A 23889-nucleotide genomic window follows, 5' to 3' on the forward strand; every position below is an offset into this window, starting at 1 on the left:
CAAAAAGCCCAGTTCAAACTGGGCTTTTTTATTATTTATCTTCTGAAAATTCACTATTTTTCAGGATGTAAGCTATTTCATCCTGCGCCACGGCATGCAGTTTGGCGCGGAACACGGTCACCGCCTGTTCAATCAGTTCTTCTGCTTCCAGTTCAAGACGGACACGGACACTTTCCAGTTCAGACAGGATATCCTGATCATCAATGCTCAGGCGCTGGCCGCGGGCATAATCAATGCTTGGCTGTTCCGGATTGGCCTGATAGCGCTCGGTCTGTTGTGCAATTTCCTGATCGATATGGTTGCGTAAAGCCTGCAGATTTTCGGTTTGCTGTTCAAACTGACGCGCTTCATCGGCTTGTAACTGGGCGGCATAGGCAGCTTCGGCTGCACGTTTTTGTTCCAGTGCCTTTTCTAAAGCCTGCTGTTTACGGAGACGTGCCTGTTCCAGCAACTCTGCCTTCAAGTCGGCATAAGCTTGTTCAATGCGTTGCTGGGAACGTTGTTGGGCCGCTTCCTCCAGCTGTGTCCAGTTCTGGATCGAGGTTTGTGGCAATAACAGATCACAGATACGTGCCAAATCTTCCTGATAGGTCTGACGAACCGCTTCAGGTGCATTTAACCAACGTTTTTTAAAGTCCTGACCTACATTTAATGCCACAAGACACTCCTCAAATAATGTTCTTGATTACCGATTTATAATTTAAATGTTCGTGGCTCTATGCCCAACCGCCGATACATTTTAAATTTTTCCCGCCCGAGCTGTTTTGCAGTTTCATTATTTTCAACAATTTCGATAATGTGGCGAAAATCCTGAGTTTGTTCAAGTGCATGATTGTTAAAATTAAACACGATCCAGTCACTCGAAGGGGGCAACTCTTTTGAAATACATACCGGACTATGCGGCTGGTCGATGCCATGGGCAATAAAACTTTTTGGATCAAAGCTCCACAGCATGTCGTCCAGCTCGTGCTGCAACTCCGGATCAGCACAGTACCACCAGATTTGCGGATGCTGATTCAGAATCTTGCGACATAAACGGCAAGCACTTTCGACTTGCCGTTCCTGACTATTTTCAAACAGATAAAAACTGATTTTAGCCATTCGCTTGAACACGGTTTGCCAGGAATTGCATCAGTAATGGAACCGGACGTCCAGTTGCACCTTTTGCAGCGCCAGATAACCAGGCTGTTCCTGCAACATCAAGATGGGCCCAGCGGTAATCACGGGTGAAGCGTTCCAGGAAGCAGGCTGCTGTAATGGCACCACCGTGTGGCCCGCCAATATTGGCAATATCGGCAAACGGCGAGTCAAGAAGTTCCTGGTATTCTTCCATGACCGGCATACGCCAGACACGGTCAAGCGACTGTTCACCGGCCTGTAGCAGGTCCTGAGCCAGCTCATCATCTGGAGTGAATAAACCGCTGACGACCTTGCCAAGCGCAACCACACAGGCGCCGGTCAGGGTGGCAATATCAATCACAAGGGCAGGGTTAAAACGCTTGATATAGGTCAGGGTATCACATAATACCAACCGGCCTTCTGCATCGGTATTCAGGATTTCGACTGTCTGGCCACTCATGGTGGTGACAATATCGCCGGGACGGGTGGCGTGACCGGATGGCATGTTTTCAGCTGCGGCAATTGCTCCGACCACATGGATGGGCAGTCGGGCTTCACAGAGCGCCTGAATGGTACCAAGCACCGAAGCGGCGCCACACATATCAAATTTCATTTCATCCATGCCCAAGCCCGGTTTCAATGAAATGCCGCCTGTATCAAAGGTCACGCCTTTACCGACCAGAACCACAGGAGCCTGTTGCATTTGGGCATTGTATTCAAGGGTGACAATACGGCCCGGACGTTCCGAACCTTTGCTCACGGCAAGGAAAGCATACATGCCCAGATCAGCCATTTGCTGTTCATCCAGCACTGTCACCTTGAGCAGGTCAGGGTACTGTGCAGCAAGGGCAAGTGCCTGATCTGCCAGATATTCAGGGAAACAGATATTACCCGGGCGGTTACCCAGATCACGGGCATAATTCTGGCCTGACTGGACGGCCTGAAGCAGTTTTAACTGGGCTTCATCCAGGGTGGTCTGGCGGGCAATCAGGTGAATGGTGTCTAATACAAACTCATTCTTTTTTGACTTGAATTCGTCATAGCCATACGCCGCCTGGGTCAGGCTCAGGACAAACAGGGCATGCAGGTCTGCTGGCAGGGCGGAAAGATCAACACTAATTTGTTTAAATTTATTTTGTGATGATTTGATAATGCTTTGTGCAAGTTTTGCTAATTTTGTCGCTTTTAACTCGTCAGTTTTGCCCAGTCCCAATAACTGGGTGTTGGCCTGTACTGCAACACTGGCAAGCAGCGGCAGCTGGTCATTAAAAGCTGCTTTATATTGGGTAGCATTGATGATGTTATCTAGATGGTTGATTTGATAGCTATTTAAGTTCTGTTGTAATTGTTCTGAGTCAACCAAAATCCACAAAGATTCGCTAGACGCCTGTGTCGGGAATGCGTTTTGAAGTGTAAATTTCATTGTTTGTATAGAACCTAATGAGTAAAAAAGAAAGACCAGTCCATTAAACACTTTCAGATATGAGGTTGCAATCCGCAACAAGCGATAGGTTTTATATTTTTAACATTCGGGTAAACTAGCGTTACCTTCAATTGGTCTTTTGGAAGTATTACTTTGATTATTCGGCGTTATCTCGTCAAACAGGTGGTTTCGACATCTCTCGTTGTGATTGGTTTATTGACCATGATCATGATGGGTGGTCGTTTGATCAAGTATTTTGGCGTAGCAGCTCAAGGTCGTTTGGATGCCGGTATCCTGTTCAGTATTATTGGTTACCGCCTGCCTGAATTTCTCACATTGATCTTGCCACTGGGGTTCTTTATTGCCTTGATGCTGGTATTCGGGCGGCTTTATGTTGACCATGAAATGGCGGTTTTAAATGGCAGTGGTGTGAGTCGTAACCAGCTGGCCCGGCTGCTGCTTCCGATGACCCTGATTTATCTAGTGGTACAGACCAGCTTGATGGTCTGGATGGGGCCGTGGGGGCTACGTGAGTTTGAAAAACTGACCAGCACACAGGCGGTACGTACCGGATTTGACCTGGTCCGTCCCAAAGAGTTTATTTCTTCGGGGCCATATACCATTTATGCCGGTTCACTCTCGGAAGACCGTAAAAACCTAAAAGATATTTTCTTCTATCAAAAGGCCAGTCAGGAAGATAAGCCTGATGTGATGATTCTGGCCAGAGAGGCCACACGGGTGGAAGTGGCCAATGATACTGCCAATGTAGTGGATCTGGTGCAAGGCCGTCGTTACGAGATCTATCCAAACCAGCCACGTTATACCCAAGCCGAGTTCCAGTCGTATCGGTTACGTCTGGAAAACGATAAGGATGTAAAATTTGAAAGTGATGATGTTGAAGCATTGTCCATGGCAAATTTATGGCAGAAACGTGATGATGCGGTGGTTCGCAGTGAGCTGGGCTGGCGTATTTTCGGGCCTTTTGTCATTATCGTGGCTTTAATGCTGGCGGTTGCCTTGTCTGAGGTTAGCCCGCGTCAGGGGCGTTATTACCGCCTGATTCCTGCCATATTTATTTTTGCCAGCCTGATTGTGTTGCTGATTGCGATCAAGACCCGGATCAGTAAGGAAGAACTCGATATCTGGGCATATCCTGTGGTTCTTCTGGTGTATGCCATTGCTGCGGCCATTTTCGCACGTAAACAGAAACTGGCACCAAAATTTAAGAGAAGTATTCAGCGAGTGGGGTTGTGATGTTAGCACGTCGAATAGTCGCCAAACATGTGACAAAAACCACGGTTCTGGCCATGCTGGGAACAACGCTGGTGTTATCCTTTTTACAGATTTTATTTACCTATCTGGGTGAGCTGGGTTCACTCAAGCCAAACTATAATGCCTGGCAAGCCTTCTTGTATGTGATGTGGGGCGCGCCTCACTATTTATACGAGATTTTACCGGTTGCCGCCCTGATTGGTTCGGTGCTGGGGCTGGGCGCGCTGGCTTCCAACAGTGAACTGATCGTGATGCGTTCGGTCGGGATTAGCCTGTGGCGTATTGTCGGCTGGGTGATGCGTTCGGCACTGCTGCTGATCGTCTTGTCTTTTGTGCTGAGTGAGTGGGTCATTCCCTATACCAATGAAAAAGCCCAGAGTATCAAGAAGCAGCGCAGTGTTGCCTCTCTGGGAGAAGTCAAAGGCTACTGGACACGTGAAGGCCAGCGCTTTATTTATATCGATTATGCCAATTCAAAAGGCCAGTTGCGCAATATCCAGTCGATTGATTTTGATCAGAATTACCGTTTGCAGTCTTTTGTCACGGCTGAAAAGGGCCAGTTTGTAAAAGATGGCGAATGGGCACTCGAGCAGTCACATCAGGTCGATTTACTGGCACAGGGCAATGCCATTAAGACCGATCACGAGCAACAGGCACTGGGACTGGCCCTGCAACCCAAATATGTGCATATGGTGACGCTGGATCCTGAAGATCTGTCTCCAAGCCAGCTGATCAGTTTCATGCGCTATATGGATGAATATAGCCAGGTACCGAAAACCTATGAGCTGGCGTTCTGGCAAAAAGTCACCTCGCCGTTTGCCCTGATTACCCTGGTACTGATTGCCTGTTCATTTATTTTCGGGCCGTTACGTCAACAGTCAATGGGCTTCCGTCTGGTGATAGCGCTGTTTACCGGACTGGGCTTCTTCTACTTACAAGATTTCCTCGGCTATGCAAGTCTGGTGTATGCACCTTCACCGGCATGGTTTGTGCTGATGCCGGTGGTGCTCATCTTTATGGTTGGCAGTTACCTGCTCTACCGGGCAAGATAACCGGCCTTTCATTGATGCGGGCGATTGGCAGGATTGCTGAAAGCCATGCGCGTGGTCATAGAGAAATCGCTTAAACTTGGTTAAAATAGACCGATCAAATGATCGACAAATAGAGAGTCCATTATGACGGATGCAAATGCTGGCAAAATTCCTCACGTTCTGGTAATCATGGATGGTGTGGGACACCGTGAAGCAGTTGATGATAATGCCTATCTGGCAGCAAAAACACCCAACCTCACGGCCATGAAAGCAAAGCATCCGAACAGCCTGATTTCAGGTTCAGGTGAAGATGTCGGCCTGCCAGACGGGCAAATGGGCAACTCTGAAGTCGGCCATATGAATCTGGGCGCCGGTCGTGTGCTGTATCAGGATTTCACCCGTATTACCAAAGATATTCGTACCGGTGCTTTTTTTGAACATGAAGTTCTGGTCGATGCCGTTGAAAAGGCTAAAGCAGCGAATGGCGCCGTGCACGTGATGGGCTTGTTGTCGGAAGGTGGGGTTCATTCGCATCAAGACCATATTGTCGCCATGTGCGAACTGGCATTAAAACGCGGTGCAACAGTCTATTTGCATGCCTTCCTTGATGGTCGTGATACGCCGCCACGGAGTGCCCAGCCTTCATTGCAAAAACTGGATGCCTTATTTGCGCAATATCCGAATCAGGGCCGTATCGTCTCGATGATAGGCCGTTATTTTGCCATGGATCGTGACAATCGCTGGGATCGGGTAGAGCAGGCTTACCGTTTAATGACTGAAGGCGAGGCGGTTCGTGTTGTCAATTCAGCAGTTGAAGGCCTGGAGCAAGCCTATGCTGCCGAGGAAAATGATGAATTTGTCAAAGCCACCCGCATTGGCGAGATCGCCAAAGTACAAGATGGCGATAGTGTGGTCTTCATGAATTTCCGTGCCGACCGTGCCCGTGAAATTACCCGTGCTTTTGTCGAAAAAGAGTTTGCCGGTTTCGAGCGTAAAGTGGTTCCGAACCTGTCTAAATTTGTAATGTTGACCCGTTATCAGGCCAGTATTGATGCACCGGTTGCCTACATGCCTGAAGAGTTGAAAAACTCGATTGGCGAATACCTGTCTGGCTTGGGTAAAACCCAGCTACGTATTGCTGAAACCGAAAAATATGCACATGTGACTTTCTTCTTTAGCGGTGGCCGTGAAGATGAATATCCGGGTGAAAAACGTATCCTGATTCCGTCACCGAATGTTGCAACCTATGACTTAAAGCCTGAAATGAGTGCGTATGAGGTCACTGACGAGCTGGTTAAGGCGATTAACTCTGGCAACTTTGACCTGCTGGTGGTGAACTATGCCAATGGCGATATGGTCGGGCATACCGGTGTGTTTGATGCGGCAGTAAAAGCGGTCGAAACGGTGGATACCTGTCTGGGCCGTGTTTACGAAGCGGTGATGGCAAACAAAGGACACATGTTAATTACGGCCGATCATGGTAATGTAGAGCAAATGCAAGATTATGACAGTGGTCAGGTGCATACCCAGCACACCACTGAACTGGTTCCGTTTATTTATGTCGGGCCAACCCAGGCCACCATTGCTGAAGGCGGTGTGTTGGCTGATGTGGCACCAACATTACTCCATTTGATGGATATTCCTGTGCCTCCAGAAATGCAGGGCAAGAACTTAATTACTTTAAAATAAGGTGAAGCAATGACCCAGCACAACAACATTTACCGGGCCTTATGTGCAAGTTTGTTGATGTGTTGGGGGCAGGGTATATATGCTGCACCAGCTAGCCATGCATCGGGATGGAGCGAAGATGAGCCTTCCCGGCATGCAGAGGTTCCCATCGAATCGATTCAGCAATTTGTCCAGATTTACGGGATCGTAAAAGATAATTATGTCGACAAAAAATCGGACGATGCATTATTCCAGCAAGCGATTAAGGGACTGGTGAGTGGACTGGACCGCTATTCCCGATATTTGTCGGCGGAAGAATACCGTCAGCTGATTCAGTATACCGAAGGCGATCTGGCTTCTGTCGATTTCAATTTAGGTTACGATGCCCACTCCAAATCCTGGCAAATACAAGACCTGAAAGCGGGTTCTGACTCGAGTAAACTGGGATTACGCAATGGCCAGACGATTGTAAAGGTTGATAATCAGGAATTAAAAAACTTAAATCAGGATCAGGTACAGGGTCTGCTTTATGGTTCCATTGGCAGTACTGTCCAGATCCAGCCCGAAAATAATAACAGCACAACCATTCTGGTACGCAACAAGAAAGTAGAAACCGATATTGAACCTGTGTTACTGCATAATCAGGTGCTGGTACTGAAAATCAGGGTATTCCAGCAAGATACAGCCAATGAAATCAAGCGTTTAATTGAAGAATACAGCTCAACCAGACTGAAGGCTGTCGTACTCGATTTACGTAATAATCCTGGTGGCTTGCTGTCTGCGGCTGTAGAAGCTGCTGACCTGTTCCTGAATCAGGGGCTGATTGTCACCACCAAGAGCCGCTCTGAAGGCGACCAGCAGTTTCAGGCCCTGCCATCCTACGAGTTCCAGAATCTGAAACTGGGCATCTTGATCAACCGCCGTTCGGCATCGGCAGCCGAGGTCTTTACCGCAGCCCTGAAAGAGCATAAGCGTGCCTGGGTTGTGGGGGAAAATAGTTATGGTAAAGGGGTGGTGCAGAAACTGTTCCCCTTACCGAGTGGGGCAGCCTTGCAAATGACGGTTTCGCATTACTACACCCCCAATGGCAACATGATTGAAGGACAGGGCATCCAGCCGAATCAGATTTCGCCTTTAACCGCTGAAATGAAAGAAGATACTTATCTTGAGCATGTGACCGATCTGGTGTTAAAAAGCCGCTATTAAAAATAAAGCCCCTTAAGTTAGGGGCTTTATTTTTTAAAGATTATTCATCATCTTCCGTATCTAAACCGAATTTTTTCAGCCGATAGCGTAAAGAGCGGAAGGTCATGCCCAGTTTTTTGGCAGCCAGGGTGCGGTTCCAGTGGGTCAGATTCAAGGCATTCAGGAGAATCTCTTTTTCGATATTCTCTAGATAGCGCTCCAGTCCTTCTGGTGGTAGCTTTTTAGAGCTGAGGGTTGGACTGGCGGTATGCGATGGTGTTTCTGGCTCTTCAGCCGGGTTTGGGAAGGATGTTGCCGGATTTGCCAGCGCGCTGCGTAACGGGGCGGTTTGCAAATGGGCCAGATCAATGGTTTCATCATCGCTCAGGGTAATGGCCCGTTCAATGATATTGCGCAGTTCACGGACATTACCCGGGAAATATTGCTGTAACAAGAACTGTTCTGCACGAGAGGAGAGGGTCTTGACTGAAACCTCCCATTCCTGGCTAATCTTTTGAATAAAATGGTTGGCCAGCAACAGGATATCCTGACCCCGTTCCCGCAATGGCGGTAGCACAATATCCATCACATGGATGCGGAAGAACAGGTCTTGCCGGAACCGGCCCTGTTGCACCAGCAACTCCAGATCCTGATGGCTGGCACTGATCACACGGAAATCGACATCAATTTCCTGATCGGAACCCACGGGCCGGATTTTCTTTTCCTGCACGGCACGCAATAATTTGACCTGCATATTTAAAGGCAGTTCAGCAATTTCATCCAGAAATAAACTGCCGCCGTGGGCAGAAAGGATTAAGCCCTGCTTATCCTGGGTTGCGCCGGTAAAGCTGCCTTTCTTGTGGCCAAATAACTCGCTTTCCATCAGTTCGGTCGGAATGGCACCACAGTTAATGGCAATGAAAGGGCCTTCGCTACGGTTACTCAAACGGTGAACCAGATTGGCAACCACTTCTTTGCCGGTACCTGATTCTCCGGTAATAAAAACCGGCGCCTGAGAACGTGCAATTTTTTTTAAGGCGATGCGTAACTGCTGGATCGGTGCTGAACGTCCGATTAACAGCTTGTTTTCCAAGGCTGTCTCGGCAGCTTCCTGCTCAGGCTGAGGCCGGTTTAAAGCTTTCTGGATCAACTGGTCCAGATGCATCTGGTTGACCGGTTTACTGACAAAGTCAAATGCACCAGCCTTGAGTGCTGCAATGGCGATGTCCATATTGCCATAGGCCGTAAGGACGGCTATCGGCGTGTTGGGATAATTTTGAGTGACATGTTTGACCAGCTCCAGACCGTTGCCATCTGGCAGGTTTAAATCTGTTAAACATGCATCATACTGGAATTCTGTAAAGAATTTTTTAGCCTGTTCGACACGATAAGCGATATGTGTCTTGATGCCCATACGCGCGAGCGTCATCTGCATTAAAAGACATAAATCCTCTTCATCGTCCACGAGCAAGACGAGTGGTTGTTTTGTTGCCATTTCCCCGAAAAACCTAATCTAATCAATAAATTTTGAGCATTCAATCCTGAAACATGCTCCTTGTTGTCGCTCTATATAGGTGAGCTTTGCATGATTTGCCTCACAAAAACTATGAGACAGATACAATCCTAAACCAGTTCCCTTAATTTCGGTACTAAAAAATGGTTTGAACAATTGAGAAATATCCCGTTTTGAGACACCGTTCCCAAAATCGATGACATCAATATAAACACGGCCTTCTTTCTCGTGGATATGCACCTCGATAAAAGGCGCATCTGCGGCATTATGGCGTAAGGCATTACGGATCAGGTTAATCATGACCTGTCGTAACTGTTTTTCATCAAACACAATGACCGTATGTTGCGGCTGTTTTAACAGGATATTTTGCCGGGCATCAGCCAGATCTTCATTGAGTAAGCTTTCAAAAAACTCCTCAAGCCGGATGGGGTGTGCTTCGGTAGGCCGGTTGCGTGCCATTGCCAAAGTGTCTTGTACAATAGTGTCGATACGTTTGGCCTGCTTGCCAATCATGCGTGACAGCATCTCCCGCTGATGCGTATCACTGTCTTGCAGTAGCTCATTGGCCTGGACAATGGCGGCCAAAGGGTTACGGATTTCATGTGCGATACTGGCCGAGAGCTGTCCCAGCGCTGCCAGTTTGAGTTGCTGTACCTGTTGTGTCAGCTTCTGTGCATCTTTCAGGATCAATAGGACCAGTGCCTGTTCCGGCACGATCAGGTGTTTGACCCGGACATGTACCGTATAGGGACTTTGTTGTGACTCGAAGCTGAATTCTTCGCCATCCCTTAAGTCGCTGAACTTGATCAGCTCAAATAGATCAGGCTGTAACTTGATCAGGGGGGTCTTTTCCAGAGAAACAGGCAGGTAAATCCCCAGCAAGGTATTGGCAGCAGGGTTGGTCAGGACAATATGATTACTTTCATCCAGTACCAAATAGCCGTCTTCGATCTGCTCGAGAATATAACGGTTAATGTTTTGCAGCTGATGGATTTCAATGGACTGGTGAAAGGTCAAGGTTTCCAGAATTTTAAAACGTTGCACCGCGATGCGGCCAATGGCATGCACAACGAAAAATAAAAAGGCCAGAAAAACACTATTGCCAAGATGATTCAGGTTATTGGAATCAAAAAAATCACCCAAAAAGCGCTGGTACACCACCATGATTACCGCAAACAGGGTAATGATGAGTGAAAGCTGGGAATTTAATAAAATGGCCGAGGAAAAAATGATGATGACATACAGCAGGCTCAGTTGAAGGTTGGGCCCGCCGGCCGAAAACGTGATTAGGCTGAGGCAAATAACATCAATCAGAAAAATGACGATCAGTTGTCTGGAAACCTGGACCGGAACCAGTTGCAGGACAAACAGCTGAATGATATTCAGGACGATATAGGCAATCAGCGTATAAAAATACAGGGCCGGATAGAGATAGTTGCCAATCAGCTGTTCGGCGGTGAGTAGATAGATCAGTAACAGGCTAACGGCAATAATCAGCCGGTAGCCGCTATACCAAACGCCTAGCCGATAAACGGTCTGGGAGACCGATGATGCAATTTTCCCTAACATAGGCGTTAACTATTGTTGTGATTGATTATTTTAAGGTTTGATCAGGCCGTAACGAATGGCAAGATGGGTCAGTTTGACATCGCTATCAATTCCCAGTTTTTCAAAAATACGGTAGCGATAAGTATTTACGGTCTTGACGCTGACAAATAATTTATCTGCAATTTCCTGTGCACTGATACAGTTGACCACCATCATCGCCACCTGCATTTCACGTTCTGACAGTGCATCAAAAGGAGATTGCTGGGTATCTGAAAGATAGGAGCTGGCCAGTTGCTCGGCTATGTCTGCACTAAAGTATTTACCACCCTGCATGACTTTATTGATTGCCCGGACCATTTCGGCAATCGGTGCGCCCTTGGTAATATACCCCTTGGCACCTGCTTTGAGTAAAAGTGACGGATAGGGCTCTTCTGCCAGGCCACTCACCGCGATCACCTTGGTTTCCGGTGCGCTTTGTAGTAAACGTCGCGTTGTCTCAACTCCACCAATACCCGGCATGTTTACGTCGAGTAACACGACTTGGGGATGTTTCTGGCGGACGAGCGCAATGGCTTCCTCTCCAGACTCGGCTTGTCCGATCACCTCGACATCGGGGTGGTCTTCGAGCATACGACAAATCCCTGTGCGCACGAGTTCATGATCATCAACAACGAGAACAGTGATCAAGAAGACCTCCTTTTTTCAAAAACACTGGTTTTTTGTTACATAAAGCAAAATTAGCTTGCAATGAAACGACAAAATTAGCAATCCTATTCTTCGTTTTTAGAGAATAGTTGTACACAATTGTGTCTACAAAAGCTTTACCCGATTTGTTCAAATGTAAGGCATAATGGTGGTAAGCGCAAATGTGCAGCGTCCTGAGTTGAGTATTGTGTCGTGAAAAATTCTAAAAAATCTATCATGCATGTTTTAAGCATGTCTATCTTGTTGGCGTGGAGTTCAACAAGTTTTGCCGAACTGGTTATGAATAATAACCAGGCTTCTTCGCGTGTGAATGGTTCCGCTTCATTAAACTGGTCTGCAAGTGATGCAAGCCAGTTGATGGAAGATGACGAGCCGTTAGAAATTAGCCCACAAGGTTCAACCTCTGTTACGACCACATTGCGTAATGGCGGTTCGGCTTCAATTACGGCGTCTAGTCCAGCTCAGCAATCTGTACAGATTCGCGATACCTTTGGCTACAGTAGCCAGCCTTCAGTGAATGCACGTGCTGCCTTGGTTATGGACGCGCAAACAGGTGAAGTACTCTACAGTAAAAACAGTAACATGTCGGTGCCGATTGCCTCAATTACCAAGTTGATGACAGCAGTGGTAACGGCAGATGCTCGTTTGAACATGTCTGAAGAAATTACCCTGGAGCAGATTGATTTTGCTGGAGCAGGCGGTAAAAACTCAAGCTCGACCTTGCGCGCCGGTGACAAGATGAACCGTGCCGAGGCCCTTTTGTTTGCCTTGATGAAATCTGAGAACCCGGCAGCAGCGGCACTTGCACGTACCTATCCGGGCGGCCGTTCAGCCTTTATCGCAGCCATGAATGCCAAAGCGAGACAACTGGGAATGACGTCGACCCGTTATGCCGAGTCAACAGGTCTGGACCCGCACAATGTATCATCGGCACGTGATTTAGGCATTCTGGTCAGTACTGCCTCTCAGTATGGCCTGATTCGCCAGTTCTCGACCACGCCAACATATGACTTCAATCTGGGCTACCGTGTGCTTAAGTCAAACAATACCAATGCGTTGGTACGTAATGGCGGCTGGAATATTAACCTGTCAAAAACCGGTTATATCAATGAAGCTGGCCGTTGTGTCGTGATGCATACCACAGTGAACTCGCGTCCAGCCGTAGTGGTATTGCTGGGTGCACCAAGTACACAGGCACGTAATAGTGATGCAACCAATTTGCTCAGCTGGTTAAGCACTTTGCCAAAACGCGTTTAATCGCAGTAAAGATAAAAAAAGCTCTTCATCAGGAAGAGCTTTTTTTATCTGTGTAAATCGTGCACTCTGCACCGGCCTGATCTCAGGCAATAAAAAAACCAGTTGCTTGCAACTGGTTTTTTTATTGCAGACGTTCTGCTTACATATTTGAAAGAATAGAGTCTTTGACCTGATCCATGGTCGCGTCAATTGACAACATGACAGCGTCGGCACATTGCTTGATGGCCGTATCAGGATCTTTTAGGCCATTACCAGTCACGGTACATACGATCACTGACCCTTCAGCAATTTTACCTGCCTTGATATCACGGATTGCACCACCAATTGAAGCAGCCGATGCAGGTTCTACAAATACACCTTCGTACATTGAAAGTAAGCGCTGCGCTTCCAGGATTTCGCTATCCTGAAGCTCATCAAACCAGCCTTTCGAGTCACGTACAACCGCTTTGGCATGATGCCAGCTTTGTGGATTACCAATACGGATGGCTGTTGCAACTGTTTCAGGGCTTTCAACAGGTGCACCACGTAAAAATGGTGCCGCGCCAGATGCCTGATAACCCACCATAGTTGGTAGACCTTCTGGTTTGGGACCAGTGAACTGGTCTGTTGCCGCGTCATAAACCACTTGTTCAAACTGGTCTGCTGGCTGGTTGGCTACAGCTTCGGTATAACCCATCCAGTGTGCGGTGATGTTGCCTGCATTACCGACAGGCAGGCAGTGATAATCAGGTGCACGGCCCAAAGCTTCCACGATTTCATAAGCAATGGTTTTCTGGCCTTGTAAACGATACGGGTTGATCGAATTTACAATCGTTACAGGCGCCTGATCTGCCACTTCTTTGACCAGACGCATACCGTCATCGAAGTTACCACGGATTTGCATGGTGATTGCACCGTACATCATCGCCTGTGCCATTTTACCCATGGCAATCTTGCCTTCCGGAATCAATACAAATGCCTTGATGCCTGCACGTGCCGCATATGCTGCTGCCGCTGCTGAGGTGTTGCCGGTCGAGGCGCAGATAATTGCTTTAGAGCCTTCTTCAACTGCCTTGGTCACCGCCATGGTCATACCACGGTCTTTAAATGAACCGGTTGGGTTCAGACCTTCATACTTCACATAGATTTCGACGTTTTTGCCAATAATACGTGGAATGTTCTCTAGTTTAATCAGTGGAGTATTACCTTCACCTAAAGAAATTGCACGTGTAGTTGCAGACACGGGTAAACGGTCACGATAACGATCTACAAGACCAGTATAACGATTGGCATTCGACATGATGGTGTTCCAATATAAGGTAGAGAGAAAATCCATCCCGACCTCCCTTTTCCAAAGGGAGGAGGCCCTTTCTTGACGAGAGAAGGGCGAGGGGGATTTAAACTGATTAACTATCGAGCGATTCTAAACGAATTCTTACGATTTCGCCACGAATTGCCGGTAATGCTTGAATTTGTGCAAGCGCTTCATCCATTTTTGATTCTACAATCGGATCGGTCAGGATTACGATTGGAATCAGGTCTTTTAAGCGTGACTGTTGCATGATGGCATCAATACTGATCCCTGCACGGCTGAGAATGGTGGTGACATCGGCCAGTACGCCAGTCTGGTCTTCAGCATTGAGGCGAATATAGTAACCGGTGGTCATCTCTTCGCGGCTGAGGATTGGCATATTGGTAAGTGCTTCAAAAGCCAGTTGCGGAATAGTGCCTGCACCATCTTCGGTATAGGAAATATCACGGACAATATCGATCACGTCAGCGACCACCGCAGAAGCGGTTGGACCTGCGCCTGCGCCTGCGCCATAATAGAGCGTCGGGCCGACGGCATTGGCTTGTACCAGCACGGCATTTTTAACGCCATTGACATTGGCAATCAGCTGTTCTGCAGGAATCAGGGTTGGATGCACACGTAGCTCAATGCCTTTATCGGCACGGCGTGCAATCCCCAGATGCTTGATACGGAAACCAAGCTCTTCGGCATATTTCACGTCCTGAGCGGTGATTTTGCTGATGCCTTCGGTATAGACCTTGTTAAATTGCAACGGGATACCGAATGCACATGAAGCCAGAATGGTCAGCTTGTGGGCAGCATCAATGCCTTCAACGTCAAAAGTCGGGTCTGCCTCGGCATAGCCAAGTTCCTGTGCTTCTTTGAGTACATCTTCAAAGGCACGGCCTTTCTCTCGCATTTCGGTCAGGATAAAGTTGCCTGTTCCATTGATAATGCCGGCAAGCCATTCGATATGGTTGGCGGCAAGACCTTCACGGATCACCTTAATGATCGGGATGCCGCCTGCAACCGCTGCTTCATAAGCGATTTGTACTGCATTGTCTTCTGCGGCCTTAAAGAGTTCATTGCCATGTTCAGCCAGTAAGGCTTTGTTGGCAGTGACCACCTGTTTGCCATGTTGAATGGCTTCCATGATGACTTCATAAGCAGGATGAATGCCACCCATGACTTCAACCACTACATCAACATCAGGCTGACGTACGATTTCCATCAGGTCATCACTCTGTTTAATCCCTTCGAGTTGTAAATCTGGACGTGGACGGCGTGTACCTACGTGTGTAATTTGAATCTCTCGACCGGTACGGCGTTTAATTTCCGCAGCATTTTCTTGTAGTAATTTAAGGGCTCCACCACCTACAGTACCAAGACCGAGTATCGCCAGACGAACTGGTTTCACGTCACACTCCATTTTATTCAATCATTTTAATGAAGCTTGATCATAGCTAAAAAAATGCGCAGACACTAGGGCTTGCGAGCACTTTATAAATGAATTGCATGGACACCGGATAAATCGCTGGAAAAGCATGCCATATAAGCAATAGCGAATCCTTGACTGTAGGTTTTGTCATCTTGGTTGCGGGGCCGGTTTAAAAATCTTGTGCCTGAAATGACAAATACCGAACTTATAGACAAAAACAAAAGACCCGGGCAGAGCGCTTTACTGATCTGCTGCCCGGGTCGTGAGGATCTGGAGCAGGGAGGCTTATTTGTTAAGGCGCTGCACAATTTCTTCAGGCGTCATGTAGCCACCCAAATACTCACCCTCAACGTTATAAATGGCAGGGGTACCGTTTACACCCATGTTGAGGCCCAATTGATACTGGTCACGAACCGGGTTTTTACATTCGGCTGCGTTGACTGGTAAGCCTTTGGTGGCCTGTTCAAAGGCTGCTTTACGGTCTTGGCTGCACCAGATGGCTTGCATGGTTGGCATGAACTGTTCGCCACGTGGCCATGCGATATAGCGCACCTCGATCTCTTTGGCATTAATTTCGGCCAGATGCTCATGCAATTTGTGGCAATACGGGCAGCTTGAATCGGTGAAAACATAGATCACATGCTTGGCTTTGCCACCCTGTGCCGGGTAAACAATCAGGTCTTCGGTATTGAGTGCCGCCAAATATTTTTTATTTTCGGTGGCTTGCAAGGCATCGCTGACATTATGCAGTTGCTTGTCGCCCAGACGCACCACATCACCCTGAATAATGTATTGGCCATCAGCAGTGGCATAGACAGAACCCATGCCTTCCAGACTCACCCAGAACAGGTTTGGCACTTCGGTTTTCTTGACGCTCAGGATCTTGGCATTGATGTTTGCCGTCTTGAAATGTTTTTCTAATGTCGAGACCAGACGTTGTTGGGTGTTGCGTTCATTTAAGGTCGATGCTTCACCTGTCGCAGGGGCACTTGCTGTGAGTGCATCTTGTTTTTGTGCCGAGTTTTCTTTTGAGCAGGCACTGACGAATAAGGTTGATGCCAATGTACAAGCAATTACAAGCTGAGACCGGGTAAACAACATATAGAACCTTTTTGTACGTATTTAAGGGCTTTAGCATAACAAAAAAAATGAATTACTTCGTTAAATCTTGCTGATGCTGTGTGAACGTTCCCGGATTTTATGGTCAACCGGACCAACGGCAGGATTAGCCGCGTGGATGGTATTTGCCATGCAAGGCCTGCATACGATGTTGTGCAACATGGGTGTAGATCTGGGTGGTTGAAAGGTCGCTATGGCCAAGCAGCATCTGTACAACACGCAAATCGGCACCATGATTCAGCAAATGTGTTGCAAAGGCATGGCGTAGGGTATGCGGCGATAAATCTGCCTGAATATTGGCCTGTAAGGCATAGCGCTTGATGGCATACCAGAAGTTCTGACGGCTCATGATGCCGCCATGCTGGGTCAGAAACAGGTAGTCGGTACTGCTTTTATAGAGCTGCGGACGTGATTCTGCCAGATATCTTTCAATCCAGTCACAGGCAAACTGCCCCAGAGGCACCAGACGTTCTTTATTGCCTTTACCGGTAATTCTTAAAAATCCCTGTTTTAAATTGATCAGTTCAAGCCTTAAATTGAGCAGTTCTGAAACCCGTAACCCGCAGGCGTAGAGGACTTCCAGCATGGCACGATCGCGTAAACCCAGAGCAGTACTGATATCAGGTGCATTAATCAGCGCCTCGACATCCTGTTCAGACAGGTCTTTCGGCAAGGCGCGGCCAATTTTGGGAGAATGGTGGGTCGCGACCGGGTTATCTTCCCTAAGCTTCTGTTCTCGCAAGAATTTATAAAACTGCCTTAAGGCGGACAGGCAGCGTGCGATGGAACGCGGGCTCTTGCCTGCCTTGGTCAGTGCAATCAGCACATCGGAAATATCATCCCCCGACCATTCGGGCAGCGGCAGGGTGCGATGTAATTCGCTACATTGGATCAGGTCAGATAAATAAGCATTACGGGTATGGGGACTCACGGTCTGAGCCACCAGATAGTCACGAAAACCTTGTAAAAATCCCAGATTTTCCGGGATATTCACGGCAGCGGGAATTCGGGGTTTTTTATTTAACATAATGGACTTAATGAACTTTCTTCAATGCCACTGTAAAAGAAAAACGAATTGTTGTCGATCTGTCAAAACAGGAAATGCCATTGAGATTGTTTTTGGTAATTATTCTCATTTGCTTGTATACTAGCCGAAAAGAGTAAAGGGTTAGAGCGGTGCGATTGTCAGCATTAAAAGTCAAGCAGAGGGCGGTGATCACAAAAGTGAATCGTCTGGTCGATGAAACAGGACAGCCAGATTTAGTTGCAGTTCGTTTGGAAAGTTTGGGCTTTGTGCCAGGTACACAGGTTCAGGTGGTGACCAAGGGTATTTTCGGTGGTGATCCGATTCTAATCCAGCTCGGTTTTACTCGTTTTGCATTACGAAAAGCGGAAGCAGACAAAATTGAAATTCAACTTGAAGGAGCACCTGCATGAGTGATGCGTTACGTGTTGCCCTTGTGGGAAATCCAAACTGTGGTAAGACTTCTTTATTTAACCACTTAACCGGGACACGCCAGAAAGTTGCCAACTATGCGGGTGTGACGGTTGAACGTAAAGTGGGACATTTCCAGCTTCCTTCCGGAAAGGCTGTGCGTGTGCTGGATTTGCCCGGTACCTATAGCTTACAGGCGACCAGTCCTGATGAAGAAATTACCCGCGACGTCTGTCAGGGCAAGATTGCAGAAGAAGGCAAGCAAGATGCCTTCCTGTGTGTGGTGGATGCGACCAATTTAAAGCTACATCTGGGGCTGGTGCTCGAAATCATTGAGTTAGGCCGGCCAATTCTGGTGGTGTTGAACATGATGGATGAGGCCCGACGTCGTGGTATCCAGATCAACACCCAAAAACTGTCAGAACGCCTTGGTGTACCGGTGGTCGAAACCGTTGCGGTACGTAACTCGGGCATTGAGAACCTGCTGCATGCGCTGGATCAGGGCAAATACTCTGTTCCGCATACCGAATTGAGTGGCCTCAGTGGTGATCGTCACCAGAAAATACAGGCAATCTTCAAGGATGTAGTGAATTTTGCCGAGCAGGAAGACAAGCGTACCGATTTTCTCGATAAGATTTTCTTACATCCGGTGCTGGGCTTGCTGAGTCTGGCAGTCATGATGTTCATCGTATTCCAGGCCGTGTTTGCCTGGGCCGAGCCGTTTAAAGGCGCAATTGAAGATGAGTTTATCCCGTGGCTGGGAGAATGGCTGACAGCGCTGATCCAGCAACCTTTATTGCAGAGTCTGGTGGTTGATGGCGTATTGGCGGGTGCCGGTACGGTACTGGCGTTCCTGCCACAGATCTTGATCCTGTTCTTCTTTATCCTGATTCTGGAAGAGTCGGGCTATTTACCGCGTGCTGCCTTCCTGCTTGATAAAATGATGTTCAAGGCCGGTCTGAGCGGGCGTTCATTTATTCCGCTTTTATCCAGTTTTGCCTGTGCCATCCCCGGGATCATGGCCACCCGTAGTATCAATGATCCGCGTGACCGCTTTACCACGATCATGGTCGCACCGCTGATGACCTGTTCAGCACGCTTACCCGTGTATAGCCTGCTGATCGGTGCGTTTATTCCGGGACAGACCATCTGGGGCATTTTCAATTTGCAGGGGCTGGTGTTATTCGGCCTGTATATGGCCGGCATCCTGAGCGCGCTCTGTGTTGCCTTTGTGATGAAGTTCTTGCGTAAGGATAAATCACAGCATGCGCTGTTGATGGAACTGCCAAGTTACCGTATTCCAGACTTAAAAAGCGTCGGGATTGGCCTGATGGAACGTGCCAAGATTTTCTTGCGCCGTGTCGGGGGAATCATTGTGGCACTGACCGTGATTCTGTGGTTCCTGTGTACCTTCCCGCAAGCGCCAGACGGGGCTACCTTGCCAGATATCGATTATAGTTTTGCCGGTATGCTCGGCCATTTATTGCATCCGATTTTCGCACCGCTTGGCTTTAACTGGCAGATCGTGGTTGCCCTGATCCCGGCCATGGCTGCGCGTGAAGTTGTTGTCGCTGCACTCGCTACGGTTTATGCCTTGTCGGGTGCCGATGACGAGGCTATTGCACAGGGGTTGTCACACCTGATCAGTGCCGATGGCTCTGGCTGGTCACTGGCAACCGGCCTGTCACTGCTGGTGTGGTTTGTGTATGCACCGCACTGTCTGGCGACTCTGGCTACCGTACGCCGTGAAACCGGTTCGTGGAAGCATGTGATCGTGATGACCACCTACCTGTTTGGTCTGGCTTACCTGATGTCGTTCTTTACTTACCAGATTGCCTCTCGCATCTGGGGTTAAGACATTCCACCTTACCTCTCTTGAACAGCAAGGGAGGTCCTCATTGGAGAGACGTGTATGTTTGAGTACTTGATTGTTGCAGTATTGGTGCTGTGGAGCGCTGTGGTGGTATTTAAGAAAGTATTTCCTCAAACAGCCGGTTCCACCTTTCTGGCCCTGTCCAACCTGTGCCAGCGGTTGGGATGGCAGCGGTTGGCGGCGTGGTTAAAACCCAAAATGGCAGCGGGTTGTGGCGGAAGTTGCGGCTGTTCCAGCAATGAGACTGAAAGTAAAAAAAGCCAAGCCATCCAGACCGTGAAATGGCGTTAATTTTTTCTGTATAAAAAGCCATCGAATGATGGCTTTTTTACGCACTGACACAAAAAAAGCAGAATAAAGATAAAACTGAAAAAGCATTCAAAACAGCAAAGTGCTAACATTTTTGCCATTCTGTGATCTGCGAAAAATGGGGCAAACATGTTAATACAGCGCGGTGGATTAAAAGTTGTGGCTGGCTTGGGAATTTCCGGCGTATCCGCGGTCAATTTTTTATATGAACAAGGTTACCAGGTCGCAGTGACAGATTCACGGGCAACACCGCCAGGACATGACCAGATTCCCGCAGGTGTGCGGACCCGTTTTGGCCAGCTTGACACCGAGCTGTTATTGCAGGCAGAGGAAATTATTCTGAGTCCGGGACTTGCACCGCAATTACCAGAAATCCAGCAGGCGATTGAGCAGGGCATTCCGGTTGTGGGGGATATTCAATTGCTCCGCCGTGCCACAGATGTCCCGATTGTCGCGATTACAGGTTCAAATGCAAAAAGTACAGTCACAACCTTGATGGGACTGATGGCACAGGATGCAGGCAAAAAAGTTGCTGTCGGTGGAAATCTGGGCCGCCCGGCTCTGGATTTGTTAAAAGACCAGCCTGAACTGATTATTCTGGAGCTATCGAGCTTCCAGCTGGAGACCACTTCGCACCTCAATGCCGAGGTGGCGGTGGTACTCAATATGAGTGAAGACCATCTGGATCGTCATGGTGATATGCTGGGATATCACAAAGCCAAACACCGTATTTTCCAAGGCGTGAAAAAGGTGGTGTATAACCGTGATGACAATCTAAGCCGTCCGCTGGTGCCTGATGCCATCCCTATGCAGAGCTTTGGCTTGAATGCGCCGGACTTGAACCAGTATGGGGTCTTGCGTGACGCAGACGGCACGATGTGGCTGGCACGTGGCAGAGAGCGATTACTGAAAACTTCCGAGATGTATATTCAGGGCATGCATAACGTTGCCAATGCGCTGGCCTGCTTGGCCCTTGGTGAGGCAGTGGGTTTGCCAGTGGCTTCAATGCTGGAGACCCTCAAGCATTTCAAGGGCCTGGAACATCGTTGTGAGTATGTTCAAACTATTGAGGGCGTACGTTATTACAATGATTCCAAGGGCACCAATGTGGGTGCAACACTGGCTGCAATTGATGGACTGGGTGTGGCCATTGAAGTTAAGCAAGGCAAGCTGGCCTTGATCCTCGGTGGGCAAGGTAAAGGCCAGGATTTCAAGCCGTTACGCGATGCCATTCAGAAATATGTGAAAGCGGTGATTCTCATTGGTGAAGATGCTGCGGTCATTGAGCAGGCCATTCAGGGAACCAGCGTGATCCAGCATGCAGACAGCTTGAAAGAAGCGGTTGAGCTGGCACATAAGGTGACCCGGGCAGAAGATGTGGTATTGCTTTCGCCGGCCTGTGCCAGCTTTGACATGTTTAAAAGCTACAATGATCGTGGACATCAATTCGTGGCATGCGTCCATGCCCTGAATGAAAATAAGAACTAGGAACAGAACTATGGCTGATTTAGCCCAAAATACGGTACAGAAGATTACGCAACTGCTGAATCGCTTACCCAAGCTACCTGCAGAAATGACCGCACGAAATATCCTGATTTTTTGTGTAATTTCGCTGTTATGTTTCGGTTCGATCATGGTGGCATCGGCCTCAATGCCGTATGCGGAATATATTCATGAGAGCCCTTTTTATTTCCTGATTCGTCATGGGATCTCGATTGTGGTAGCTGCTGTGGTGGCTTTCCTTACCTATCGGGTTTCGCTGAACTTATGGTTTAAAAATGCATTTCCCCTCTGGCTGATTACGATTGTCTTGCTACTGGCAGTACTGGTGGTCGGTTCCGAGGTCAATGGTGCCCATCGCTGGATCAAGATTGGCGGCTTTACCTTGCAGCCTACCGAGATTGCCAAAATCGTGATGGCAATCTTCACTGCAGATTATGTGGTACGCCGTGCCAAGGAAGTCCGTACTCACTGGAAAGGGCTGTTGCGTTTAAGTGGCGTGATGGCATTAACCGTGGGCTTTATTGTTGCCGAGCCTGACCTGGGGGCAACCGTGGTGATTGTCTTGATGATGGTTGGGGTGTTTTTCTTGGCGGGCGCACCCGCAACCCAGTTCCTGATCATGCTTGGTGCGATCTTTGCAGGTGTCAGTGCGCTGATTATTTTCGAGCCGTTCCGTTTCCAGCGCCTGATCTCATTTACCAACCCCTGGGCTGACCCGCTCGGTGTCGGCTATCAGCTGTCAAATGCCTTGATGGCCTTTGGTCGCGGGGAGTGGTTCGGTACCGGACTGGGACATAGTGTACAGAAGCTGTCTTACTTACCTGAGGCGCATACCGACTTCATGCTGGCGGTACTGGGGGAGGAGTTTGGTTTCTTTGGCGTATCGATTGTAATGATCCTGTCCTTTACCATGCTGGCATGTTGTATCCGTATCGGTCATCGTGCCTTGCAGCACAACTATCTGCGCGCGGGCTATCTGGCGTATGGGATTAGTATTATTTTCCTGATGCAGATTCTGGTGAATGCCGGCATGAATATGGGCCTGATGCCAACCAAAGGCCTGACCCTGCCATTCATTAGTTATGGTGGTACTTCATTGATGATGTGTGCAGCAATGATTAGCCTGATTCTGAAAATTGATGCATCAACGCAAGAGCTGAACCCGGTGAAAGAAGAGTCGAATTTCTAAGGCATAGTTAACAAAAAGCCCTGCCATGCTGCAGGGCTTTTTTATGACTTATAAATAAGTCCCTGTTAAATGAATGCCTTTGGGAATCAGATCAACATCCCATTGCTGCACTGCCTGCTGCAACATGATACGTGGCTGATCAAGTTCAACCTGCGCTTGGCCCAAAGCGGCAACAGCTTGCTGTAGAAGTTCGGGCGCCTTGCGGATATCAAGGGCCTGTGCCAGATTCTGTTTAGACAGTTTTTGCCCCTGATCATTCATGGCCAGTGGCAGATGCATATAATTCAGTACAGGATAATTTAATAAAGACCCGAGCCAGATTTGTCTTGCGGTATTGTCGAGTAAATCTGCACCGCGAACCACATGGGTAATGCCTTGTAGATAATCGTCGACCACCACTGCCAGTTGATAGCTGATAATGCCATCACGACGTTTTAAGACAAAATCGCCTAACTCATCTTGCAGGTTTGAACATTGCCGGCCTTGCAAGCGGTCCTGAAAACAGATCTGCTGATCTGTGACTTTCAGGCGAATGGCCTGATGGGCAAAATCCAGCTGCAGGTCACGACAGGTACCGGCATAGACATGATTGGAACCCAACATTTTGCGGGTACATTGGCAGGCATAAATGGCCTGTGACTGCCTGAGCTGGTCCAGTACCTGCTGGTAAATCTCTAAACGGTCTTTCTGGAAAATAATCTCGGCATCCGGTTCAAACTGGAACGCGTCAATACAGGAAAGGATATGTGTTTCGCTATGGGGATAAATGCGCGGGATGTCGGTATCTTCAATCCGGACCAGCCATTTGCCCTGACGGGCTTTGGCATCACAATAACTGGCAACGGCGGTAAGCAGGGAACCAAAGTGTAAGGGGCCGGTTGGTGACGGCGCAAATCGTCCGGTATAAGACATAAAGGTTTAAGGGTCGTGTGTTTTTAATCCTCCCCCAGACCTCTCCTTTATAAAGGAGAGGAGTACTCAAACATTAGCAATTTTCAGTACTCCTCCCTTGTTTGCAGGGAGGGCGGGCAG

21 protein-coding genes are annotated in these 23889 nt (G+C 48.3%); 10 read left to right on the forward strand and 11 right to left on the reverse strand.

Annotation, left to right across the window (positions count from 1 at the left end; translation table 11 throughout):
• Positions 1-31: 31 nt before the first annotated feature.
• The 3 genes from OC23_RS05720 to OC23_RS05730 are packed head-to-tail and all read right to left on the reverse strand — an operon-like array spanning position 32 to position 2542.
• Positions 32-658, reverse strand: coding sequence for a hypothetical protein (locus OC23_RS05720; RefSeq protein ID WP_038343461.1), 627 nt, complete (start codon positions 656-658; stop codon positions 32-34).
• A gap of 35 nt (positions 659-693) precedes the next feature.
• Entirely contained in the window at positions 694-1101 is a 408-nt protein-coding gene (locus OC23_RS05725) for a DNA polymerase III subunit chi (RefSeq protein ID WP_038343462.1), read from the reverse strand.
• Complete coding sequence (locus tag OC23_RS05730) at positions 1094-2542, reverse strand: leucyl aminopeptidase (protein ID WP_038343463.1); 1449 nt, start codon at positions 2540-2542, stop codon at positions 1094-1096. Before OC23_RS05730 ends, OC23_RS05725 begins: the two co-directional genes overlap by 8 nt.
• Positions 2543-2695: 153 nt before the next feature.
• Between OC23_RS05730 and lptF the strand changes: the two genes are divergently transcribed.
• The 4 genes from lptF to OC23_RS05750 all read left to right on the forward strand — a co-directional run bounded on the left by lptF (position 2696) and on the right by OC23_RS05750 (position 7719).
• The gene (lptF, locus tag OC23_RS05735) at positions 2696-3796 is read left to right on the forward strand and encodes an LPS export ABC transporter permease LptF (protein ID WP_038343465.1); all 1101 of its coding nucleotides are present in this window, start codon (positions 2696-2698) and stop codon (positions 3794-3796) included.
• Positions 3796-4866 carry an LPS export ABC transporter permease LptG gene (gene lptG / locus OC23_RS05740; RefSeq protein WP_038343467.1) on the forward strand — a complete coding sequence of 357 codons (1071 nt, stop codon included), beginning with the start codon at positions 3796-3798 and terminating at the stop codon, positions 4864-4866. The genes lptF and lptG overlap by 1 nt, the downstream gene beginning before the upstream one ends.
• Before the next feature lie 123 nt (positions 4867-4989).
• Positions 4990-6534, forward strand: a complete 1545-nt coding sequence (gene gpmI / locus OC23_RS05745) for a 2,3-bisphosphoglycerate-independent phosphoglycerate mutase (RefSeq protein ID WP_038343469.1) — start codon at positions 4990-4992, stop codon at positions 6532-6534.
• 9 nt (positions 6535-6543) lie between these two features.
• Entirely contained in the window at positions 6544-7719 is a 1176-nt protein-coding gene (locus OC23_RS05750; RefSeq protein WP_038343470.1) for a S41 family peptidase, read from the forward strand.
• Between the two features lie 40 nt (positions 7720-7759).
• Here OC23_RS05750 and OC23_RS05755 read toward each other — a convergent pair whose 3' ends face one another.
• Genes OC23_RS05755 through OC23_RS05765 form a run of 3 tightly spaced genes read right to left on the reverse strand, consistent with a single transcriptional unit; the run spans position 7760 to position 11446 of the window.
• Complete coding sequence (locus OC23_RS05755) at positions 7760-9193, reverse strand: sigma-54-dependent transcriptional regulator (protein WP_038343472.1); 1434 nt, start codon at positions 9191-9193, stop codon at positions 7760-7762.
• Positions 9194-9211: 18 nt separating this feature from the next.
• Positions 9212-10780 carry a sensor histidine kinase gene (locus tag OC23_RS05760; protein ID WP_038343473.1) on the reverse strand — a complete coding sequence of 523 codons (1569 nt, stop codon included), beginning with the start codon at positions 10778-10780 and terminating at the stop codon, positions 9212-9214.
• Between the two features lie 30 nt (positions 10781-10810).
• On the reverse strand, positions 10811-11446 hold the full coding sequence (locus tag OC23_RS05765) for a response regulator (RefSeq protein WP_038343474.1): 636 nt from the start codon (positions 11444-11446) through the stop codon (positions 10811-10813).
• A 210-nt stretch (positions 11447-11656) separates the two neighbouring features.
• On the opposite strand from OC23_RS05765, the gene pbpG reads away from it, so the two are divergent.
• Positions 11657-12721: a D-alanyl-D-alanine endopeptidase PBP7/8 gene (gene pbpG, locus OC23_RS05770; RefSeq protein WP_081407297.1), complete on the forward strand. Its 1065-nt coding sequence runs from the start codon at positions 11657-11659 to the stop codon at positions 12719-12721.
• 139 nt (positions 12722-12860) lie between these two features.
• Here pbpG and thrC read toward each other — a convergent pair whose 3' ends face one another.
• From thrC to xerD, 4 genes are all read right to left on the reverse strand, one after another.
• Positions 12861-14000: a threonine synthase gene (gene thrC, locus OC23_RS05775; RefSeq protein ID WP_038343477.1), complete on the reverse strand. Its 1140-nt coding sequence runs from the start codon at positions 13998-14000 to the stop codon at positions 12861-12863.
• Between the two features lie 106 nt (positions 14001-14106).
• Positions 14107-15408 carry a homoserine dehydrogenase gene (locus OC23_RS05780; RefSeq protein WP_038343492.1) on the reverse strand — a complete coding sequence of 434 codons (1302 nt, stop codon included), beginning with the start codon at positions 15406-15408 and terminating at the stop codon, positions 14107-14109.
• A gap of 306 nt (positions 15409-15714) precedes the next feature.
• Positions 15715-16530, reverse strand: coding sequence for a DsbC family protein (locus tag OC23_RS05785; protein ID WP_038343479.1), 816 nt, complete (start codon positions 16528-16530; stop codon positions 15715-15717).
• A 124-nt stretch (positions 16531-16654) separates the two neighbouring features.
• Entirely contained in the window at positions 16655-17575 is a 921-nt protein-coding gene (gene xerD, locus OC23_RS05790; RefSeq protein WP_038343480.1) for a site-specific tyrosine recombinase XerD, read from the reverse strand.
• Between the two features lie 149 nt (positions 17576-17724).
• Between xerD and OC23_RS05795 the strand changes: the two genes are divergently transcribed.
• The 5 genes from OC23_RS05795 to ftsW all read left to right on the forward strand — a co-directional run bounded on the left by OC23_RS05795 (position 17725) and on the right by ftsW (position 22857).
• Entirely contained in the window at positions 17725-17985 is a 261-nt protein-coding gene (locus tag OC23_RS05795) for a FeoA family protein (protein WP_038343481.1), read from the forward strand.
• Positions 17982-19838 carry a ferrous iron transporter B gene (gene feoB, locus OC23_RS05800; RefSeq protein WP_038343482.1) on the forward strand — a complete coding sequence of 619 codons (1857 nt, stop codon included), beginning with the start codon at positions 17982-17984 and terminating at the stop codon, positions 19836-19838. Before OC23_RS05795 ends, feoB begins: the two co-directional genes overlap by 4 nt.
• Positions 19839-19895: 57 nt before the next feature.
• A complete protein-coding gene (locus tag OC23_RS05805; protein ID WP_038343483.1) occupies positions 19896-20147 on the forward strand; it encodes a DUF6587 family protein in 252 nt (83 codons plus the stop codon).
• A 147-nt stretch (positions 20148-20294) separates the two neighbouring features.
• On the forward strand, positions 20295-21653 hold the full coding sequence (gene murD, locus OC23_RS05810) for a UDP-N-acetylmuramoyl-L-alanine--D-glutamate ligase (RefSeq protein ID WP_038343484.1): 1359 nt from the start codon (positions 20295-20297) through the stop codon (positions 21651-21653).
• A 10-nt stretch (positions 21654-21663) separates the two neighbouring features.
• On the forward strand, positions 21664-22857 hold the full coding sequence (ftsW, locus tag OC23_RS05815; RefSeq protein WP_038343485.1) for a putative lipid II flippase FtsW: 1194 nt from the start codon (positions 21664-21666) through the stop codon (positions 22855-22857).
• A gap of 48 nt (positions 22858-22905) precedes the next feature.
• On the opposite strand, the gene gluQRS is transcribed toward ftsW, so the two are convergent.
• Positions 22906-23769 (reverse strand): tRNA glutamyl-Q(34) synthetase GluQRS, encoded by an 864-nt coding sequence (gene gluQRS, locus OC23_RS05820; protein ID WP_038343487.1) that lies wholly within the window; start codon positions 23767-23769, stop codon positions 22906-22908.
• Positions 23770-23889: the final 120 nt, after the last annotated feature.

The organism is Acinetobacter sp. A47, from assembly GCF_000805455.1.
GTDB lineage: Bacteria > Pseudomonadota > Gammaproteobacteria > Pseudomonadales > Moraxellaceae > Acinetobacter.

Bases quoted from the DNA above. Each gene is read 5' to 3' on its own strand.
- OC23_RS05730 (WP_038343463.1), bottom strand. From the start codon at position 2,542: ATGAAATTTACACTTCAAAACGCATTCCCGACACAGGCGTCTAGCGAA.
- OC23_RS05750 (WP_038343470.1), top strand. From the start codon at position 6,544: ATGACCCAGCACAACAACATTTACCGGGCCTTATGTGCAAGTTTGTTG.
- gluQRS (WP_038343487.1), bottom strand. From the start codon at position 23,769: ATGTCTTATACCGGACGATTTGCGCCGTCACCAACCGGCCCCTTACAC.
- OC23_RS05760 (WP_038343473.1), bottom strand. From the start codon at position 10,780: ATGTTAGGGAAAATTGCATCATCGGTCTCCCAGACCGTTTATCGGCTA.
- OC23_RS05805 (WP_038343483.1), top strand. From the start codon at position 19,896: ATGTTTGAGTACTTGATTGTTGCAGTATTGGTGCTGTGGAGCGCTGTG.
- thrC (WP_038343477.1), bottom strand. From the start codon at position 14,000: ATGTCGAATGCCAATCGTTATACTGGTCTTGTAGATCGTTATCGTGAC.
- feoB (WP_038343482.1), top strand. From the start codon at position 17,982: ATGAGTGATGCGTTACGTGTTGCCCTTGTGGGAAATCCAAACTGTGGT.
- ftsW (WP_038343485.1), top strand. From the start codon at position 21,664: ATGGCTGATTTAGCCCAAAATACGGTACAGAAGATTACGCAACTGCTG.
- lptG (WP_038343467.1), top strand. From the start codon at position 3,796: ATGTTAGCACGTCGAATAGTCGCCAAACATGTGACAAAAACCACGGTT.
- OC23_RS05755 (WP_038343472.1), bottom strand. From the start codon at position 9,193: ATGGCAACAAAACAACCACTCGTCTTGCTCGTGGACGATGAAGAGGAT.
- xerD (WP_038343480.1), bottom strand. From the start codon at position 17,575: ATGTTAAATAAAAAACCCCGAATTCCCGCTGCCGTGAATATCCCGGAA.
- OC23_RS05785 (WP_038343479.1), bottom strand. From the start codon at position 16,530: ATGTTGTTTACCCGGTCTCAGCTTGTAATTGCTTGTACATTGGCATCA.
- gpmI (WP_038343469.1), top strand. From the start codon at position 4,990: ATGACGGATGCAAATGCTGGCAAAATTCCTCACGTTCTGGTAATCATG.
- OC23_RS05725 (WP_038343462.1), bottom strand. From the start codon at position 1,101: ATGGCTAAAATCAGTTTTTATCTGTTTGAAAATAGTCAGGAACGGCAA.
- murD (WP_038343484.1), top strand. From the start codon at position 20,295: ATGTTAATACAGCGCGGTGGATTAAAAGTTGTGGCTGGCTTGGGAATT.